This is a genomic window from Corynebacterium sp. NML 120412, from assembly GCF_002285155.1.
Lineage (GTDB): Bacteria > Actinomycetota > Actinomycetes > Mycobacteriales > Mycobacteriaceae > Corynebacterium > Corynebacterium gottingense.
On the sequence record NZ_NSGL01000001.1, the window covers coordinates 1,078,496 to 1,097,862 of the forward strand.

Annotated in this window: 18 protein-coding genes; 9 read left to right on the forward strand and 9 right to left on the reverse strand. The window is 65.4% G+C overall.

Annotation, left to right across the window (positions count from 1 at the left end):
* The first annotated feature begins 34 nt into the window (after nt 1–34).
* Genes CKJ84_RS04900 through CKJ84_RS04910 form a run of 3 tightly spaced genes read left to right on the forward strand, consistent with a single transcriptional unit; the run spans nt 35 to nt 3,794 of the window.
* The gene (locus CKJ84_RS04900; protein WP_095546117.1) at nt 35–1,273 is read left to right on the forward strand and encodes a hypothetical protein; all 1,239 of its coding nucleotides are present in this window, start codon (nt 35–37) and stop codon (nt 1,271–1,273) included.
* Nucleotides 1,274–1,295: 22 nt separating this feature from the next.
* Entirely contained in the window at nt 1,296–2,435 is a 1,140-nt protein-coding gene (locus CKJ84_RS04905; RefSeq protein WP_095277673.1) for a trimeric intracellular cation channel family protein, read from the forward strand.
* Between the two features lie 57 nt (nt 2,436–2,492).
* Complete coding sequence (locus CKJ84_RS04910; RefSeq protein WP_369801155.1) at nt 2,493–3,794, forward strand: D-alanyl-D-alanine carboxypeptidase family protein; 1,302 nt, start codon at nt 2,493–2,495, stop codon at nt 3,792–3,794.
* Here CKJ84_RS04910 and CKJ84_RS04915 read toward each other — a convergent pair.
* The 3 genes from CKJ84_RS04915 to CKJ84_RS12485 all read right to left on the reverse strand — a co-directional run bounded on the left by CKJ84_RS04915 (nt 3,745) and on the right by CKJ84_RS12485 (nt 6,378).
* Nucleotides 3,745–4,830, reverse strand: coding sequence for a YhjD/YihY/BrkB family envelope integrity protein (locus CKJ84_RS04915; protein WP_095546118.1), 1,086 nt, complete (start codon nt 4,828–4,830; stop codon nt 3,745–3,747). The two genes, CKJ84_RS04910 and CKJ84_RS04915, sit on opposite strands and share 50 nt — an antisense overlap.
* Before the next feature lie 91 nt (nt 4,831–4,921).
* Nucleotides 4,922–5,929 (reverse strand): tryptophan--tRNA ligase, encoded by a 1,008-nt coding sequence (gene trpS / locus CKJ84_RS04920; protein WP_095546119.1) that lies wholly within the window; start codon nt 5,927–5,929, stop codon nt 4,922–4,924.
* 209 nt (nt 5,930–6,138) lie between these two features.
* A complete protein-coding gene (locus CKJ84_RS12485) occupies nt 6,139–6,378 on the reverse strand; it encodes a hypothetical protein (RefSeq protein WP_233125499.1) in 240 nt (79 codons plus the stop codon).
* On the opposite strand from CKJ84_RS12485, the gene CKJ84_RS12690 reads away from it, so the two are divergent.
* The 4 genes from CKJ84_RS12690 (at nt 6,265) to CKJ84_RS04940 (ending at nt 8,537) form a co-directional block, all read left to right on the forward strand.
* Nucleotides 6,265–6,645, forward strand: coding sequence for a hypothetical protein (locus CKJ84_RS12690; RefSeq protein ID WP_369801167.1), 381 nt, complete (start codon nt 6,265–6,267; stop codon nt 6,643–6,645). The two genes, CKJ84_RS12485 and CKJ84_RS12690, sit on opposite strands and share 114 nt — an antisense overlap.
* Nucleotides 6,646–6,823: 178 nt before the next feature.
* The gene (locus tag CKJ84_RS04930; RefSeq protein ID WP_095537184.1) at nt 6,824–7,177 is read left to right on the forward strand and encodes a GntR family transcriptional regulator; all 354 of its coding nucleotides are present in this window, start codon (nt 6,824–6,826) and stop codon (nt 7,175–7,177) included.
* Nucleotides 7,174–7,857: a hypothetical protein gene (locus tag CKJ84_RS04935; protein ID WP_095537185.1), complete on the forward strand. Its 684-nt coding sequence runs from the start codon at nt 7,174–7,176 to the stop codon at nt 7,855–7,857. Before CKJ84_RS04930 ends, CKJ84_RS04935 begins: the two co-directional genes overlap by 4 nt.
* Nucleotides 7,854–8,537 (forward strand): hypothetical protein, encoded by a 684-nt coding sequence (locus tag CKJ84_RS04940; RefSeq protein WP_095546121.1) that lies wholly within the window; start codon nt 7,854–7,856, stop codon nt 8,535–8,537. Before CKJ84_RS04935 ends, CKJ84_RS04940 begins: the two co-directional genes overlap by 4 nt.
* Before the next feature lie 18 nt (nt 8,538–8,555).
* Here the strand turns inward: CKJ84_RS04940 and CKJ84_RS04945 are convergent, their stop codons facing one another.
* From CKJ84_RS04945 to CKJ84_RS04960, 4 genes are all read right to left on the reverse strand, one after another.
* The gene (locus CKJ84_RS04945) at nt 8,556–8,759 is read right to left on the reverse strand and encodes a hypothetical protein (RefSeq protein ID WP_095546122.1); all 204 of its coding nucleotides are present in this window, start codon (nt 8,757–8,759) and stop codon (nt 8,556–8,558) included.
* On the reverse strand, nt 8,759–9,805 hold the full coding sequence (bioB, locus tag CKJ84_RS04950) for a biotin synthase BioB (protein ID WP_095277691.1): 1,047 nt from the start codon (nt 9,803–9,805) through the stop codon (nt 8,759–8,761). The genes CKJ84_RS04945 and bioB overlap by 1 nt, the downstream gene beginning before the upstream one ends.
* 122 nt (nt 9,806–9,927) lie before the next feature.
* Nucleotides 9,928–10,728, reverse strand: coding sequence for a trimeric intracellular cation channel family protein (locus tag CKJ84_RS04955; RefSeq protein WP_095546123.1), 801 nt, complete (start codon nt 10,726–10,728; stop codon nt 9,928–9,930).
* Nucleotides 10,725–11,666, reverse strand: coding sequence for an exodeoxyribonuclease III (locus CKJ84_RS04960; RefSeq protein WP_095536522.1), 942 nt, complete (start codon nt 11,664–11,666; stop codon nt 10,725–10,727). The genes CKJ84_RS04955 and CKJ84_RS04960 overlap by 4 nt, the downstream gene beginning before the upstream one ends.
* A 91-nt stretch (nt 11,667–11,757) precedes the next feature.
* Here CKJ84_RS04960 and CKJ84_RS04965 point away from each other — a divergent pair, with 91 nt between their 5' ends.
* The gene (locus CKJ84_RS04965; RefSeq protein ID WP_095546124.1) at nt 11,758–13,935 is read left to right on the forward strand and encodes an NADP-dependent isocitrate dehydrogenase; all 2,178 of its coding nucleotides are present in this window, start codon (nt 11,758–11,760) and stop codon (nt 13,933–13,935) included.
* A 250-nt stretch (nt 13,936–14,185) separates the two neighbouring features.
* On the opposite strand, the gene CKJ84_RS04970 is transcribed toward CKJ84_RS04965, so the two are convergent.
* Both CKJ84_RS04970 and ppc read right to left on the reverse strand, forming a co-directional pair.
* On the reverse strand, nt 14,186–15,133 hold the full coding sequence (locus tag CKJ84_RS04970; protein WP_095277699.1) for a hypothetical protein: 948 nt from the start codon (nt 15,131–15,133) through the stop codon (nt 14,186–14,188).
* A gap of 51 nt (nt 15,134–15,184) precedes the next feature.
* A complete protein-coding gene (gene ppc, locus CKJ84_RS04975) occupies nt 15,185–17,842 on the reverse strand; it encodes a phosphoenolpyruvate carboxylase (protein ID WP_095546125.1) in 2,658 nt (885 codons plus the stop codon).
* A gap of 201 nt (nt 17,843–18,043) precedes the next feature.
* On the opposite strand from ppc, the gene CKJ84_RS04980 reads away from it, so the two are divergent.
* Nucleotides 18,044–19,366, forward strand: coding sequence for an O-acetylhomoserine/O-acetylserine sulfhydrylase (locus CKJ84_RS04980; RefSeq protein WP_095546126.1), 1,323 nt, complete (start codon nt 18,044–18,046; stop codon nt 19,364–19,366).
* Nucleotide 19,367 lies beyond the last annotated feature (1 nt).

A 19,367-nucleotide genomic window follows, 5' to 3' on the forward strand; every position in this document is an offset into this window, starting at 1 on the left:
TCGCGCGCGGCGACCTTTAGTAAAGTTTGCGTTCATGAGCACGCGCGCGATCCTCCCCGTCAAGATTTCACTGACCCAGGGCGATTTCTACACCCTGTGGGCCCCGACCTGGAAGGAGCACGGCTCCGAGTGGCAGGCGTTCCTCGGAGACGACCAGTCCATCCTGGTGTTTAATTCACCGGCCGAGCTGCTGGCGTACATCAATACCCACGCCGAGCACGACCTGACGGACCACCCGAAGTGGGCGCACTTTAGCGGCCAGGGCGACGACCGCGTCGTGCCGGACGAGAAGCACACGTTCGACATCATCGGCGCGCCCGAGTACTTGGCGGGGCGCCCGAGCCACGTCAACGTCTCGTCGCTGGGCGGCGTGCTGCAGATTGCTCGCTCGCTGGCGGACGTTGCCAGCGCCGAGCACGCGCAGATCTTCTTCGCCTCGCACTCGGTGCTGGGCAACGTGGCGCGCGGCACCGACCACTACGCGGGCGAGAACGGCATGGACGAGTGGACCGGGCTCGGCCACGTCATCCTGGCCAACTGGAAGGAGGTCGTGGAGTCGCTCGATGGCGCTGTGCGTTTGGTGTCGGCGGATGAGCTGGATGCTGCGAGCGTCGATAATGCGCGCGCCGCGATCGAGTCCGCCCAGGCAACGCGCGCCGCGAACAAGGAGCGCGAAGAGGCAGCGGCGAAGGAGCAGGCCGCCGCGGCGGACCCGTACGACGCCACGGTGTGGGCCAACGCCGGCATCGACCCGGTCAAGATCTCCATCCAGGGCAAGAGCGTGTACACCCTGCGCACCTACCTCGGCTCCGCCCCGGTGTTCATGGGCAAGTACGGCGAGATCATGACGTTCCCGTCCACGAAGCACCTCGGCCGCTGGATCCTGCAGAACGACGAGCACGACCTGGCCTCCCTGTCCACCTGGCCGGACTTGGTCAACGCCGCCAATGCCGGCGACCTGAAGGTGGAGGTCCACCCGGACAACTCCTACTCGTTCAACGGGCTTGCGCAGGACATCGCGAAGGGGGTCGACACCGTGGACACCCAGCAGATGGCAAAGGCATACGAGCTGCTTGCCGACGCCGCCGACTGGGCCAAGGACGACTCCCTCAACTCCTTCCTGCTGGCCAACCCGCGCTTCCAGGACTACCTGGCCTACATGCTCGGTTCCACCGAGGCCGCAGGCTACGTCCCGTCCGCCCCATTCACGGATAAGGCGGAATCGTGGACCGAGATGGAAAACCAGCTGATCAAGCGCTTCTCCAAGTTCTAGAAAGCTTCAGGCATCCCACGCCATGACCCCCGATCAGGTCGATCCCCTTATCACCACTATCTACCGTTGGTTCGACGTCTCCGGTGTGCTGCTCATGGGCATCATCGGCGGAACCCTGGCCCGCCACCGCGGCTACGACATCATCGGTTTCTTCTTCATCGCCATGCTGTCTGCCCTCGGCGGGGGCATGCTTCGCGACGTCCTGATCAACCAGGGCACCGTCGCCGCCATGAACCAACCCGAGTACCTCATCTTGGCGTTCACGGGCGCGCTCATCGCCCGCTTCACCTACTTCAAGGGCAAGGCCTGGGAGCTGCTGCAAAGCCACGGCGACGCGTTCGTCTCCGCGCTGTGGGCCGCCACGGGCGCGGGCAAGGCGATCACGTACGGCCTGCCCATCCTGCCCACGATCATGATGGGCGTGTTCACGGCGACGGGCGGCGGCATGATCCGCGACGTGGTCACCGGGCGCGAGCCGTCCATTTTCGGCGACAACCAGCCGACGGTCATCCCGGCGGTCGCCTGCGCGCTGATCATGCTGCTGGGCAACGCGACCGGGTTCCTCGCCGTGGGCATGGTGCTGGGGCCGATCGTCAGCTTCGCGCTGTTCCTCGCCGGCTACTGGGGGAACTGGCGCGTGTCCACCAACCCGGAGTACGCACCGGTGAATGAGACCGCGGTACAGGTGGCGCACCTGGCCAAGAAGGCGGAGCACCGCTCGCGCGCCGTCGCCCGCGAGCTGGAGCCGACCCGCGTGCGCTCGTGGCGCCACCGCCAGATGGAGAAGGCGCTGCAGCGACGCATCGAAAGCGAGGTGCGCAAGGGCAAGCGCCGCGCCACCGCGCAGACGGAGGCGGACGATTTCCTGCAGGAGTTCACCCACGAGTTCTCCGCCATCGACCCGACGATGCTGGACAAGGCCGAGCAATCGCCTCGCGACGCCACTGAGCCCGCCGAACCCGAGAGCCTCCTCGACGGCCTGGGCGTGGACCTCGCCGGCGACTCGTACGACGACGACCCAGCCCCCGAGGACCGCCGCCCCGCCGACGCCGACACAATTGCAATGCACAACGACATGCTCGATACGATCCTCGCTGACGACAAGCTCACCGACGAGCTCATCGAGCGCCTCGCCGCCCGCTACGCCCAGAACGACGAGTAGCGCCGCCCGCGCGTCCGTCCGCGGGCCCGTGGCAGGCAGCGCGTACGATCATGCGATGTGTTTGTGCAACGGAGAAGTGTCGCTGCCGTGGCGGTGGCGTCGATAGCCATCGCGGTGCCTGCCGCCCCGAACCTGGCGGTCGCGCAGGAGACGTCCACGACTGCGCTCACCCCAGGCCCCGGCCACTTTGACGAGTTTGGCAACTGGGTCCCACCGGTGCGCGACCGCGCCCCGGACACCGACAGCTGCCCGAACGCGCAGCGGCCGTCGGAAGCAATGTCCACCTCCGAGCGGCTCGCGCCGGGCCAGCCCACGCCGACGCCGCCGCCGCAGGTCTACGACGGCCCCTGCGGCGTGATCGTCCCGCCCGGTTATGCGGTGCCGAGCGACGTGTACGCCTCCGCCTGGGCCGTGTTCGACGCCGACTCCGGCGAGGTCCTCGCGATGAAGGACCCGCACGGGCGGTACCGGCCGGCCTCGATTATCAAGGTCCTGCTCGCGCTCGTGGTGATCAACGAGCTCCCGCTGGACCAACAGGTCCCGGTCTCGGAAGCGTCTGCGAACCAGGAGGGCTCGCGCGCCGGCATTGGGGCGGGCGGCACCTACACCGTCAACGACCTCCTGCACGGCCTGCTCATGGCGTCGGGCAACGATACCGCCCACGCCCTCGCCCAGGCGATCGGCGGCGACGACGCGGCGCTGCGCAAGGTCAACGCGCTCGCCCAGGACCTCGGCATGCGCGATACCTACGTCGCGTCCTACTCCGGCCTCGACGCCCCCGGCATGTCTACCTCCGCCTGGGACCTGTCGCTGGCCTACCGCGCCGCGTTCCAGAACCAGACCTTTGCCAGCATCGTGGACACGGATTCCTACGAGTTCCCCGGCTTCGACGACCTGCCCGGCTTCCAGCTCTGGAACGACAACCAGCTCTACCTCAACGACCCCGAAGGCATCGGCGGCAAGACCGGCTACACCGACGACGCCAACCACACCTTCGTCGGCGGCGTGCACCATGACGGCCGCCGCCTCGTCGCGGTGCTCCTGGACACCACCGTCGGCGAGCACCGCGCGTGGGGCCAGGCCCAGGAGCTCCTCGCCGCCGCCTACCCCGTCGCCGCGGGCCAGGGCGTCGCATCGCTTGACGACGCCACCGCCCCCTCCACCTCGCCCTCCACCACTCCCCTCGCTCCGGGTCCGGACGAGGGGGCGTCGACAAGCACTGATGCGCAAAAAGCGCCGGCGACTACCCCGTGGAAGTCCATCGGGATCGTCGCCGGCGTGGCCGTGCTGGCGCTGGTGGCGCTGGTGCTTAGCCTCGGGTCAAGAGGGACACCACCCCGACACCGACGGCGCCGATAGCCGCGCCGACACCGAGCGCCTTGCCGGTGTTGGAATTCTGGCGGGCGGCGCCCTCGCGGACGTTGATCACGGCGGGCTCCGGCACCTCTGCGGGCGCACGCTTCAGGCTCTCCTGGGTCGTCGCGGTCCACGCGGACACGTACAGGACGACGCGCCAAATCAGGTAGAGCACAACCATCAGGGAGATCAGCGGGCCGAAGATGGCGCCCGCCGGGTTGCCGGTCATCGCGCCGATGATGAGGCCGGCGAACTGCTTGATCACCTCGAAGACGATCGCGCCGAGCAGCGCGCCCTGCACGCCGGACTTCACCGGCACCTTCGTGCGCGGCAGGAACATCACGACCCACAGCATGACGAGGAAGTTCGCCAGGATGCCCACGAGCAGCCCGACGACCCACACCAGCACGCGCGCGCCCGGGACCTGGTCCAGGCCGACGTACTCGAGCAGTTGGTCCGTCCAGCCCGAGACACCGAGCGCGGTGACGGCGAACGCGACGACGAACAGCACAATCAGGCCGATCAGGCCAACGAGGTCCCACAGCTTCTTCGACACGAAGCCGCCGCCCTCGTTGGCGTCCAGGTTCCACATCGCGGACACACCGACGCGCAGGTTATTCATCCAACCGAGCCCGGACCACAGGGTGGTGAGCAGGCCGATGCCGGCGACCGCGCCGCGCTGATCAATCGCGGACTGGATGAGGTCATTGACCATGCTGCCCATGTCGCCCTCCAGGCTCTCGCTGACCTGGTTCTGGATGTCCTGCACGAGGTCCGGGCGGGCGTTGAGGAAGAAGCCAAGGCCGGCGAAAACCAGCATCAAAAGCGGGAAGAGCGAGAGCACGGAAAAGTACGTGATGCCCGCAGCGTAGTGGTTGCCGCCCTGGGCGCCGAAGCGGTCGTTCATGCGCAACAGGTGGCCAACGGCGGGCGCCTTCTTCTGCACCTCGTCCATGGCGCCGTCCTGCTGCTGCTTCGTGGCACGCTCAATGCCGTGCTCGTCGGTGTACGCCTTGGACGGCGACGTCGATGTTGCCATGCGGCAATCCTTCCTCACTCAGTGGACTGTTGTCAGCACCACAATCGTAGAGGAAGCGTTGGGACGTCGATACTCGATGCCCCGTGTGGCGTTAGGCGCGCTTGAGAAAACCGGTCTTCTCGTAGACATCGGCGAGCAGCGGCGCGGCGACCTCGCGGGCGCGCTCCGCACCGCGGGCGAGGATGGCCTCGAGCTCCGCCTGGTCCGACATGAGCTCGTCGTAGCGGGCGCGCAGCGGGGTGGTGAACGCCTCGAGCGCGTCCGCCGTGTCCACCTTGAGCGCGCCGTACCCCTGGCCCTCGTAGCCGGCGACCAGGTCATCGATGGACTTGCCCGTCAGCGCCGACTGGATGACCAGCAGGTTGGACACGCCCGGCTTGTTCTCCTTGTCGTAGGCGATGACGCCGTCCGCGTCGGTCACGGCCGAGCGGATGCGCTTTGCCGACGTCTTCGGCGCGTCCAGCAGGTTAATCAGGCCCTTCGGGTTCTGGCCCGACTTGCTCATCTTGGAGGTCGGATCCTGCAGGTCATAGATCTTCGCCGCGCCCTCCGGGATGAAGCCCTCCGGCACCACGAAGGTCTCGCCGCGCTTGGCGTTGAAGCGCTCCGCCAGGTTGCGCGTCAGCTCGAGGTGCTGGCGCTGGTCCTCGCCCACCGGCACGAGCTGCGGGGAGTACAGCAGGATGTCCGCGGCCATGAGCACCGGGTAGGTAAACAGACCGACCGAGGTGCGGTCCTGCCCCTGCTTCTGGCTCTTGTCCTTGAACTGGGTCATGCGGCTGGCCTCGCCAAAGCCGGTCAGACACTGCAGCACCCAGGTCAGCTCCGCGTGCTCCGGCACGTGCGACTGCACGAACAGGGTGGACTTCTCCGGGTCGATGCCCAGCGCAATCAGCTGTGCGCAGCCGGCGATCGTGCGCTGGCGCAGCTCCTCGGGGTCCTGCTCCACCGTGATCGCATGCAGGTCCGGGATGAAGTAGAACGCCTCGTAGTCGTCCTGCAGGTCGATCCACTGCTTCAGCGCACCGAGGTAGTTCCCCAGGTGGTAGGAGTAGGCGGTGGGCTGGATTCCGGAAAGGACGCGTTTCATACACCACATATTAACCCGATACGTAATCGAGGGAACCGGGGGTTCTTTATCGCTACGATGAAGCCCACGAAAAGAGCAGCGATGACTGTAAGTAACCGCCCTGAGACAGTTCAGGATGCCAAGGGAGAACATCCGCACCGCGGCTAGACTTCATTCGAGAAGCTGGCCCTCAAGAGAACGCGAGGGCAACGGCAGATCCGCGTCACTGATGAAATGCGTCACATCGTCTCGTTTGATTCCTCAACGTGCGTATCACTGTCCTCCAGCTCGACCCGATCCGCCCGCTCCAGCGCCTCGGCCACCAGATCATCGCCGACTGCTTCGGCGGCGACGTCTCCGTTGGCCTGGCCAGCCAGAACAAAAAAGGGCACCGTACGGCTGTCGCTGACCGAAGCCGGTCGCACAGACCTTCTCCTCGCCCCCTCATCCTCGAGCCGGTTGTCGTCGAATCCCACCACGACGCAGTAGTGTCACTCCCGCCCGGCGCGCAACTACTCGGTTCGAGTGCTCACTGCCCTATCCAGGCAATGTGGCTCGACCCCATCGTTTCGGTGCAGTTCTCCCCCGAATGCGCCCCTGATGTCGCAGGTCAATGGGCCGCACGCAGCAATTACGACGCCACCACCGTCGCCCACGATCTCTCGCGTCACGTCGACCGCCTTACCCATACCGGCGACACCCTCGCCACCGGCTCCTTCCATGCCCCCCCCCAGGTGTGGCGGTAGTTGCGGTAGGTATTTCAGATTTCGCCTACCACTTGCTCGACCCGACCAGTAGTACAGGGATGCAGCACTGCTAGAAATCAGCGCTGACAAGCAGCTTTCGCGACCTAACCGGCCCTACCGGCGCGTTGGAAAATTTGGGGGTTGACACGCCAGCCTTGCTGGTTCTATGGTTACCCACATGAGTGGTAAACCCATCTACCAACAGATTGCCGATGAGTTACGTGACCTCATCGGCGCTGGCGCCCTCGCCCCCGGCGACCGGGTGCCGTCCACCAACGAGTTGTCCGCCTATCACTCCGTCAACCCAACAACCTCCGCCAAGGCGCTCACCGAACTATTCGACGAGGGCCTGCTGGAAAAGCGTCGCGGGCTCGGCATGTTTGTTCTAGAGAGTGCGCGTGACCAGGTATTAGGTACGCGTCGCGAGGCATTTGCCCGCAACTTTGTCCAACCGCTTGTCCATGAGGCCAACCAGCTCGGCATCACCACCGAGGAGCTGGCCGCAATGATTAAAAAGGAGCGCCCCCAATGAACCCCGGCTTCTACGCGCTGGTCGGCCCAAACGCCGCCGGCAAAACCCATTTCCTACACACACTCATGGGCCCGCACGCCGCGTTTGTCCCGGCTGGTGCGGACGCGAAGTTTGCGGGCACGACCGTAGACGACCACCTGCGCGCGGTCGCGGCCATCCACCCACATGCAGAGCTCGACTTCCCCAACACCCGTATCAGGGACCTCTCCGTTGGGCAGCGCCGCCTCCTCACCATCGAGGTGGCCCTAGCCATCGGCAAGGACCTGCTACTCCTCGACGAGCCGTTTGACGGCATCGACACCACCACCCGTAAACAGGTCCGCCAGCGGCTGATTGACTACATCGCGGAGAACCCGCAGCGCAGCGTGGTGATGGCGTCGCATCGCGCCGAGGACTTCGCCGGTTTGGCCACCCATGTCATGCAGACATTCGATCACGAGGTCTCGCGCCCTGTCCCACTCGACGACGCCCGCCTGCGTTTTCCGACGGTCACCGGCCCCACCGCCGAGATCAAAGAACTTATCGCCCGCTTCCCTGTTGCGGAGTCAGCGAGCCTCGGGCCGACGACACGCGCCACTTTCACCGAACCCATCAGTGAGAACGATGTCCACCTACCCATCGAGTACCCGGACGATGCCGAACTCATCGACCTCCTTGCGACAGAAAGGCCCGCACGATGAAACTCTTCCTCAGCCCCTTCAAGCCGCTGTCCTACCTGGTGGCGTTGGCCGTATTACTAATCCTGGCCCCTCTGGGCCGTTTCTACAGTGGAGACGGTTCCTTCTGGACCATCTTCGGAGGCTTCGCCCTGACCGCCCTATTTTTCCACGCTGGCACGCAGTGGAGCGCGTTAAACCAGCTCGGCGCGAGCTTTTCCGCGTGGATGAACTCTGCAACAATCACCGCCGTCATTGCGGCGGTGATACTTGGAGTGTCCACCGCGGCATCCTCGATCTACAACCAGTTCAAGAACCCGTACTACCAGCCCTATGACCTGTTCCTATTCACCAACGGCGCAGACGTACCCTGGACGGACACGAACGGCGATGCCTACATCATGGCGAACGCCGGGCAAGACACCACATCTATGACCCTGACGATGCTGCTCCACATCGCGTTCTTCTTCGTGGCTGCCATCGTGGGGGTTGCGCTCGGTTTGGTCTACGCCTCCTACGGCACCGGGCGCGGCCTCATCACCGCTTTCTCCACCTTCCTCATCGCGGTGACACTGTGCTGGACTATTGAATCCCATATAGGTGAGTGGTACACCGCCGCAGTCAGTGGCATGAGTGCCGCATGCCTGGTCACACTCGCCGTCAGCGCGATAGCGTTTCGTAGCACAAAGCGCTTCGTGCCCTAGCAACCACTCGCACCTCCGCTACCGCTCTAGCCACTCCGAGCGCAGGATGCCGTGGCGGGAACAGCACGCCTCCCAGCCGAACGGGCTGATCTTGACCACCATGCGACGCTCGCACACCGGGCAAATGCGCGGCGCGTCATAGGGGCGGTTCGGGTTCACGGGCAGCTGAAGCTCGCCGGACAGGACAGCGTCGGCAAGCTCGGTGCTCTCCGGCACGCGCATTAGAGGGCCTTGATGGTGTCGTAGACCGCGCCGTGGCCGGACTTCATCTTCTGGCCGACCGGGGTGATGCCCAGGTCAAGCACGCGGTCAACGGCCTCGCGGTCCTGCTCGATCGGGCGGCCCAGGGTGGTCAGGTAGTTGCCGCCGATGATGGCGTTGGCGCCGCCGAGGAGGCCGGCTTCGGTGCCGTCGTCGCCGAGCGCGAGCTCGGTGCCACCAGCAAAACGCAGCTGGGCGGTCGGCATGGCCAGGCGGAACGCCGCGACGGCGCGCAGCGCCTCGCCCTGTGGAACCAGCGGGCGGTCCTCAAACGGGGTGCCCGGGCGCGGATCGAGGAAGTTCATCGGGACCTCGTGCGGCTGGATCTCCGCGAGCTGGGTGGCAAACTCGGCGCGCTGCTCCAGGGACTCACCCAGGCCGATGATGCCGCCGCAGCAGGTTTCCATGCCCTCGGCCAGCACGTACTCGAGCGTGTTCTTGCGCTCCTCCCAGGTGTGGGTGGTCACCACGTTGGGGAAGTAAGACTTCGCGGTCTCAAAATTGTGGTTGTAGCGCGACACGCCCATCTCCTTGAGCTGGCGCGCCTGGTCCTGGGTGAGGATGCCCAGGGATGCGGAGATGGAGATGTCCACCTCGTCCTGGATGGCCTTGACCGCGGCGGCAACCTGGTCGAGCAGCTGCTGGGTCGGCCCCTTCACGGCGGCGACGATACAGAACTCGGCCGCGCCCATCTTCTCGGACTGCTTGGCAGCCTCGACGAGCTCGTTGATGTCCAGGGTCACGGCGCGGACCGGGGACTCGAACAGGCCGGACTGGGAGCAGAAGTGGCAGTCCTCGGGGCAGCCGCCGGTCTTCAAGGAGATGATGCCCTCGAGCGACACGTCGACGCCGCAGTGCTTGATGCGGGTCTCGTGCGCGATCTCCAGCAGCTCCTGGAGGTCCTCGTCAGGAACCTGGAGGACCTGCAGGATCTCCTCCTGGTTCAGGCCCTCGCCCTTCTCCAGGGCCTTTTCGCGTGCAATATCAAGAATAGGGGCGTGTGACATTGGTTAAACTCCGTTCTCAATGTAATGACTGACAAAAGGCTACCGCATCCGTTGAACAGTGTTCAGCTGTTGCCCCAAAAATCCCCCGCGTCCCCGAATCCGGGGGGCGGGGGTACGCGATGTCAGGATCGCTCGCCGTCGGCGCGCTTCCGTTCGCTCCTGGGCGGCAGCTTCATCTTCTTCAACCCCCGGTACGCGGTGCGTGCACCCGGAATGTGGCGGGCGCGGTGATACATGAAGGTGGTCAGGGCGTATCGCGGGTCGTACGCCGCGGCGGCCTCCTCGTCGTACTCGTAGACCGGCAGGCTCCAGCCCCGCTTGAGCGAGAACAGGCGCACCCCGAGCACCGCGACGAGCGTCACGAGGATGACCGCCCACTCGTGGACGCCCAGCCAGGACAGGACCCACCACACCACAACACCGATGACGGCAGCCGAGGCGTACATCTCCTTGTGGAAGACGAGCGGAACGCGGTCGGAGAGGACGTCGCGAAGCACACCGCCCGAGACACCCGTGGTCACCGCGGCCACGCACGCGATGATGAAGCCGTGCCCGTTCTCCACAGCAGTTTGGATACCCAGCACGGCGAACGCCGCCAGGCCGATCGCATCGGCGACGAGGAAGCTGCGCCGCAGCCGCACGAGCAACCAGCTCACCCGCACCGTCACCGCCGCCGCGACGATCACGGTGACCAGGTACAGCGGCTGCTCAACCCAGGTCAGCGGGTACGTGCCCAGCAGCACGTCGCGCACCGTGCCGCCGCCCAGCGCAGTCAGCGCGCCGAGCGTGATCACGCCGAACAGGTCCATGCGCATCCGGCCCGCCGCCACCGCCGCCGTCATCGCCTCGGCCACGATGCCGATGACGTAGAGGATGGAGACCAGGTTCGCGGTGCTGAAGTTGGCAACATAGGAAGCGATCATGCGCCGCCCTCCGCGACCTCAGACGCGTCGGCGTATTCCACCAGCAGCGGCGAGTGATCCGACCAGCGCAGCTCCACCGCGTCGGCCTTCTCCACCCAACTGCGCTGCGCGCGGGCAAGCATGTCTGCGGTCGCGGCCTGGTAGTCGATGCGCCACCCGGCGTCGTTGTTAAACGCCTGTCCGCGGTAGGTCCACCACGTGTACGGCGCAGCCTCCGGCGACAGGCGACGGGCCACGTCGAACCACGCCGGCTCCGCCGTGGCCGTGCGAAGCGCCGCGCCCTCGGGGCCATAGTCGACCGCGCCGGCCCAGCCCGAGTTCGCCTTGTCCTCTATATCCTGCGCCTCGTCGTCGGGGAATGCGCCGAACACTGAGTCCATGAACGCGCGCTCCGGCGGCAGGAAGCCGGACTTCTTGCGGTTCGTCTTCCAGTTCTTCAGGTCCTCGCGGCGGTGGCAGATGTTCCAGTCGCCACCGATCACCATCTGCGGGTACTGCGTGGCCCACTCGGCGAGCAGAGGCTCGAACTGGTCGAGGAACTCGTACTTCTCGTCCTGCTTCGCGGTCTCCGCCGCGCCCGACGGCAGATAGAGGGAGGCGACGCGCGTCCCGCATGGCAGGGTCCCCGCCAGGAACCTGCCGGCGGTTTCGAATCCGGGGATGCCAGTGTGGACGTCGATAAGCGAATGCTTCGACAAAATGCCAACCCCGGCCCTCCCCTTCGCCTCGGCGGGCGCAACTACCAGCTGCCAACCCTCATCGAGGGCGGGGGCAAGCGCCGCGTGCGCCTGCTCCTCCGTCGCACGGACTTCCTGCATCAGTACCACGTCGGCGCTGGTGTGCTGCAGCCACTCGAGCATGCCCAGGTTGTCCTCGTTGCGGACCTTCGTCGCGGCCCGAATCCCGTTGACATTCACAGAAGCGATAGTGAGACTCATGCCCCCGAGACTACCTTTTACAGGACAAGCGGTATGTAAACGCTGTACGCTGAGAGGTTGAGTACTGCCAACCAGAAAAATGAGGAGCACAATGGCTAAGATCATCTGGACCCGCACCGACGAGGCGCCCCTGCTGGCGACCTACTCGCTCAAGCCGATCGTGGAGGCGTTCGCTTCCCAGGCAGGGATCGATGTGGATACCGCCGACATCTCGCTCGCCGGCCGCATTATCTCGCAGTTCCCGGAGCGCCTCACCGATGAGCAGAAGCTTGACGACGCATTGGCGCAGCTCGGCCAGCTCGCCAAGACGCCCGAGGCGAACATTATTAAGTTGCCGAACATCTCCGCATCTCTGGTGCAGCTGAAGAAGGCCATCGCCGAGCTGCAGGCCGCCGGCTTTGACCTGCCGGAGTACGAGGAGGCGCAGGAGAAGTACGACGCCGTCAAGGGCTCCGCCGTGAACCCGGTGCTGCGCGAAGGCAACTCGGATCGCCGCGCGCCGGAGGCCGTGAAGAACTACACCAAGAAGCACCCGCACTCCATGGGCGAGTGGTCGAAGGACTCCAAGACCAACGTTGCCACCATGGATGCCGGCGACTTCCGCCACAACGAGAAGTCCGTCATTATCCCGGCCGAGGACACCCTCACCATCAAGATGGCCGACGGCACCGTGCTCAAGGAGGGCCTGAAGGTCCAGGCCGGCGAAGTCATCGACGCGACCTACATGTCCGCCGCCGCCCTCGACGCATTCCTACTGGACGCCGTGAAGAAGGCCAAGGAGGAGGGCGTGCTCTTCTCCGCGCACCTGAAGGCCACCATGATGAAGGTCTCCGACCCGATCATCTTCGGCCACGTCGTGCGCGCATACTTCAAGCCCGTCTTTGACAAGTACGGCGCCGAGCTGCTCGAGGCTGGCCTCAACGGCGAGAACGGCCTCGGCGCCATCCTCGACGGCCTGTCCGAGCTGGAGAACGGCGAGGAGATCCGCAAGGCCTTCGAGCAGCAGCTTGTCGACGGCCCGTCGCTGGCCATGGTGAACTCCCACAAGGGCATCACCAACCTGCACGTGCCGTCGGATGTGATCATCGACGCCTCCATGCCGGCCATGATCCGCACCTCCGGCCACATGTGGAACGCCGACGACCAGGAGCAGGACACCCTGGCCGTCATCCCGGACTCCTCCTACGCCGGTGTGTACCAGGCCGTGATCGACGACTGCCGCGCCAACGGCGCCTACGACCCGACCACCATGGGTACCGTCCCGAACGTCGGCCTCATGGCGCAGAAGGCCGAGGAGTACGGCTCCCACGACAAGACCTTCAAGATCCCGGCAGACGGCACCGTACAGGTGGTCAACTCCGCAGGCGACGTGCTGATCGAGCACGACGTCCAGGCCGGTGACATCTGGCGCGCCACCCAGACCAAGGACGCCCCGATCCAGGACTGGGTCAAGCTGGCCGTCAACCGCGCACGCCTGTCCGGCATGAAGACCATCTTCTGGCTCGACGAGGAGCGCGCACACGACCGCAACCTCATTGAGCTGGTGAACAAGTACCTGGCCGACCACGACACCGAGGGCCTGGAAATCTCCATCCAGTCCCCGGTCGAGGCCACCAAGACCTCCATCGAGCGCATCCGCCGCGGCGAGGACACCATCTCCGTGACCGGCAACGTGCTGCGTGACTACAACACGGACCTCTTCCCCATCCTCGAGTTGGGCACCTCCGCCAAGATGCTCTCCGTCGTCCCGCTGATGGCAGGCGGCGGCCTGTTCGAGACCGGTGCCGGCGGCTCCGCCCCGAAGCACGTCCAGCAGGTCCAGGAAGAAAACCACCTGCGCTGGGACTCGCTTGGCGAGTACCTTGCGCTGGCTGAGTCCTTCCGCCACGAGAAGAACACCAACGGCAACGAGCGCGCCGGCGTCCTGGCCGCCGCGCTGGACAAGGCCACCGAGCAGCTTCTCGACGAAGGCAAGTCCCCCTCCCGCAAGGTCAATGAGATCGACGACCGCGGTTCCCACTTCTGGCTGTCACTGTTCTGGGCCGAGGCGCTCGCCGCCCAGACCGACGACGCCGAGCTGGCCTCCGCGTTCGCCCCGATTGCCGAGGAACTGCGCGCCAACGCCGAGCAGATCGACTCCGAGCTGCTCGCCGCACAGGGTTCCGCCGCTGACCTGGGTGGCTACTACTGGCCGGACGAGGAGAAGACCACCGCGGTCATGCGTCCGTCCGCGACCTTCAACAAGGTCATCGACGCGCTGAAGAAATAAGCGCTCGGTCGTTCCGGCCCCGGTTGCTGCGTTTTCGCGGTGGCCGGGGTTTTGGTTTGCGGCTCTTGACCTGGCCTGTCGATGTCGCACTACGTAGCCTCAGAAGCGTAGCCCCTAATGCGTAGCCTCTAGAACGTAGCCTTTCGAGTAAATCATGTTTGAGTTGGCCAAAGTTTTTCCGTTTACTCGAAAGGCTACGTTTTAGGGGCTACGCTTCTCCCGCTACGTTTTAGCTTTCGTGTCAGCCGCATCAACGTAGCCTCCGCCGCACCGCTTTCTGCTGCCCCACCAGAGTGTCGCGCACTTCTTGCACAAACGTCTCCGGATTTCTGCGCAGGAAGCCCGGCGAGTACCGCAGGAACACATACCCCTGGTTCGCTATCCGCTTTTGCCGGCGAAATTCCTTCTGCCTCACCTGTTCTGCGTCTGGGCCTTGGTATTTCACCTCACCATCGATCTCGATGAGCAGCCAGCCATCGATGCACAGATCGGCATACCGCCCAGCCACCTCATACTGCGTTGTCACCGGACCAATTCCTGCTTGGATGAGCAGCCCACGCGCGAGGGATTCGTACGGTGAATCGGAGTTGGCTACCGCGTGGTCCAAACATTTTCTTACCGTACCGATTCCCTTGGCTCTTCCGAGCAAGGCAGCATGTGTATGCAGCATCTCCAGATCGAACCCTCTCCGGAGTAGGTAGTCGGCCGCCACGAGTCCCTCGACGAATCCGTGGTAGCGGGCGATGTCAGCGAAAGTGCGGAAACCGGTTGTCAGTCGGTGCCCGTCAACGTCGCCAATGTCCATCGGGAGCAGTTTCGATCGACGAAACACCAGGCCCTGACTACGATCTCTGTTGGTAGAGACACCCCCGGATGGCAAGGCGAGCTCAATGTGTTCCGCTGACGTGCTAATGACCCACATACCGTGCATCCGCGCAGCCGAACGTCCAACTAGGATCGCGCTGTTACTTGTCCTGCCAGCGGCTTCGACGCGCAGCCATTGCCGCTCATGGTATCGCAACTCCTCCCACGCGCTACGCGGGTAGTAGATCACTGAGCTCAGCGCCAAATAGTGCTCAGCGAGATACACGAGTGCCTCCCGCGACAGCGCGCGCTTATCGACGATCCCCCGCCGCAGCTCCCCCTTCCGTGCTTCCCACCGCCGCAGTTCGACCTGGTTTTCTCTGTCAATCCCCATACCTAGTTTGACGAAGAAAACCAGGTCCAGGTTCCCTCACTTCGCGGAAACCTACCCCGCGTTGCGCAGCGCTGTGGCGAGCCCGTTCATGGTGACCTGGATGGTCTTGGAGACCAGGAACGTTTCGTCGCCGGCGCGGTAGCGGCGAAGCAGCTCGAGCTGGACGGCGTTGAGCGGCAGTAGGTAGGGGTATCGGCGTTTCAGCGAGCGGGCTTGCCGCTGATTCTCGGCAACCAGGTCCGTGTGCCCGGTGATACGGAAGTACACCTGGCGAGTGCGCTCGAATTCGTCGGAGATGAGCCCGAAAATCCGCTCAGCGACATCAGCGTCTTCGACCAGGTCGGCGTAGAGGCGAGCCAGCGACATCTCCGCTTTCGCCATCACCTGCGCCATGTTTGCCATTACAGATCGGAAGAAGGGCCAGTCACGGTAGAGTTCGCGCAGCTCGTCCCAGCGTGCTTCGCTCTCGCCCGCCCAGCGCTCCACCGCGGTACCGACGCCGAACCAGCCGGGCACATTGGTGCGCGACTGCGCCCAAGACAGGACCCAGGGGATGGCGCGAAGATCGGAGATCGCAGTGGTTTGTTTGCGCGAGGCGGGGCGGGAGCCGAGGTTGAGCTCGCCGATCTCGTGGAGCGGGGTGGACTGGGTGAAGTAGTCGATGAAGCCGGGGTCGCCGATGAGTTCGTTGTACTTTTCGCCGGAGTAGGCGGCAAGCGTGCGCATGATGTCGTAGGCGCGGGTCGGGTCGGCGATCGGCTCCGTGTCCAGCAGGGAGGCCTCGAGGGCGCCGGCGACGAAGGCCTCGAGGTGGCGACGGGCGGTCTCTGGCGAGCCGTACTTGGCCGAGATGATTTCGCCCTGCTCGGTGATGCGGATCGAGCCGTCAACCGCGCCCTTGGGTTGAGCGAGGATGGCGTCGTAGGTGGGCCCGCCGCCGCGTCCGACCGCCCCGCCACGGCCGTGCGCGAGCCGGAGGCGGATGCCGTGGCGGTTGCAGAGTTCGACGAGGGCGAGTTCGGCGTCGTACAGCGCCCAGTTGGCCTGCAGGTAGCCGCCGTCCTTGTTGGAGTCGGAGTAGCCGAGCATGACCTCCTGCACGTCGCCACGTTCGCGCAGGTAGTCGCGGTAGAAAGGCAGCGACCAGAGGTCTTCGAGAATGCGCGCGCCGTGCGCGAGGTCGTCGATCGTTTCAAACAGCGGCACAACGTTGACCGCGTCGAGCCCGACCTCTTTGAGCAGCACCATGGGTTCGAGGATGTCGGAGACCGCCCCCGTCATGGCGATGATGCACTGTGTGACCGCGCCCTGCCCCAGGTCGCGGACGGCGCGTGCTGCTGCGGTGAGGATACCCATTTCCTTGCGCGTGGCGTCGCTAAGCTGCGCCTCGGCGCGCAGCAATGGCCGCGGTGTGCGCAGCTCCTCGACGAGCACCTCCACTCGGTCTTCCTCCACGAGCTCCGCGTAGTTTTCGCAGACACCGGCTGTCGCGAGCACCTCCACCACGACCGCCTCGAAGGACTCGGAATTCTGCCGCAGATCCAGCGTGTACAGGTGGAAGCCGAAGGTGGTCACGGCCGAGCGCAGGCGCGCGAGCCGGTCATCGGCGATAATCGCGCCGCCGTGCGCACGCAGCGAGTCGTCGATGCAGTCCAGGTCGGCGAGCAGTTCCGCGGGGTCAGCGTATGGATCATGCTTGTCGACGCCCACCTGCTCCCCCGCCAACGCCGCGCGCGTCGCCGCAACGCGGTGCCGGATCCCGTACACGGCGCGGCGGTAGGGCTCGTCCACGCGGGACTCGGCGGTGTTGTCGGCGGCGTCGGCGAGCTGGGAAAGCTCTGCCGAGCAGGTGGAATAGCGGTCCGACAGGGAAAGTTCGCGCTCCAGGGCGGCCAGTTCGTCCAGGTAGTGTGCCAACGCTGTGTCGGCGGCCTGGCGGGTGGCGTAGGTCAGCGTTTCGGCGTTGACGTACGGGTTGCCGTCGTGGTCGCCGCCGATCCAGGAGCCCGGGCGAAGGACCGGGGTGAGTGCAGGGACGGTCCCGGTGGCGTCGGCAAGCAACTGCTGGATGGCGCGGTTGAGCTCCGGGATCTGCTCGAGCAGCGAGAGCTTGTAGTAGCGCAGGCCGACGTCAATCTCGTCTTCGAGGCGCGGGCGCGCGATGCGGATGAGGGCGGTCTGCCACAGCAGGGTCATGCGCAGCTCCATCTCGCGCTCGATCGCCTCGGGGTCCGCACCGGCGTGAAGCTCGCTGAGCAGGCGTTTGATGCGTGTCTGGGTGTCGAAGACGGTGCGCCGGCGCGTCTCGGTGGGGTGCGCGGTGAGCACCGGCGAGACCTGCGCGCCGGCGACCAGTTCGGCGACCCGATCTGCGCCCACCCCACTGTCGTGCAGGTGCGCGAACGTGTTGCGCAGCGACACCGGGGCGGGGACCTTCTCGTCGTCCAGGTCCTCGACGAGGTTGGTCAGCAGCGCGAAGTGGCTAAACGCGCGGGCGACCAGGTTCACGTTCGTGATGTCCAGCTCGCGGAGCACGGCGAGCAGGTCATCCGGGGTGGCGTCGCCGTGCGCGATGTCGAAGGCGGTGCGGCGGGTGGATTCAACCAGGTCGAAGACTTCCTGGCCCTCCTGTTCGGCGATCACCCGGCCAAGCACCCGCCCGAGCAGTCGGATGTCTTCACGGACGTGGTCTGCGGGTTGGGTTGGCACGTGGTGTCTCCTTACAGCTTCGAATTCTTAAGCGGTGTCCAGCACACCACCTAATGTAACCCAGATCACATCCCCGCTCACCACAACGCACATCACACTCTCACGAGCTGGGCAAACCACCCCAATTTTATTCAGCCGTTTAACACGCAAAATAGACAGCTTGGTACACAACGGACCGACCGCGCGTTACGGTCAGGGGCCATGAGCAACTACGACAACTCCAACGCCAACGAGTGGGCCTTCGCCACCCGCTCCATCCACGCAGGCCAGCCCGTCGACTCCGATACCGGCGCGCGCAACCAGCCGATTTACATGACCACCAGCTACGTCTTCGACGACGCGCAGCACGCGGAGAACCGCTTTAACCTCTCGGACGCGGGCCCGATTTACACACGCCTGACAAACCCCACCCAGCAGGCGCTGGAGGATCGCCTCGCTTCCCTGGAGGGCGGCGTCGCCGCCGTCGCTTTCGCCTCCGGCATGGCCGCGGAGACCGCCGCGATCCTCAACCTCGCCTCGGCCGGCGACCACATCGTTACCTCCCCGCGCCTCTACGGCGGCACCGAGACGCTTTTCCAGGTCACGCTGCCGCGCCTGGGCATCAATGTCACCTTCGTGGACAACCCGGATGACCCGGCCAGCTGGCAAGCCGCCGTCACCCCCAACACCAAGGCCTTCTACGGCGAGACCTTCGGCAACCCGATCGCGGACATCCTGGACATCCCGGCGGTGGCCGAGGTTGCGCACGCCAACCAGGTCCCGCTGATCGTGGACAACACCATGGCCACCGCCGCGCTCGTGCGCCCGATCGAGCTGGGCGCGGACGTCGTCGTGGTCTCAACCACCAAGTTCTACACGGGCAACGGCGCGGCCATCGGCGGCGCGATCATCGACGGCGGCTCCTTCGACTGGACCGTCCAGCGCGACGGCGAGGACGTCTTCCCCTACTTCACCACCCCGGACCCGGCCTACCACGGCCTGAAGTACGCCGACCTGGGCGCGCCCGCGTTCGCACTCAAGGCCCGCGCTGGTCTGCTGCGCGACACGGGCGCCGCGATCTCCCCGTTCAACGCGTGGGTCGCGCTGCAGGGCCTGGACACCCTCCAGTTGCGCGTGAACAAGCACAACGAGAACGCTGCTGCGGTCGCCGAGTTCCTGGCCAACCACGACAAGGTGGCGAAGGTCAACTACGCCGGCCTGCCGGATTCCCCGTACAGGGCTGTCAAGGACAAGCTCGGCCTCGCTCACACTGGCTCCGTGCTCTCGTTTGAGGTCGCGGGCGACCCGGACGATCGCATCAAGGCCTGGGCGTTTATCGACGCCCTCAAGCTCCACTCCAACCTGGCCAACATCGGCGACGTGCGCTCCCTGGTGGTCCACCCGGCCTCCACCACCCACTCGCAGTCCAACGCGGAGGGGCTCAAGCGCGCCGGCATCAGCCAGGCCACGGTCCGCCTGTCCGTAGGTATCGAGGACATCAACGACATCATCGACGACCTCAAGCGCGGATTCGCGGCGATCTAGG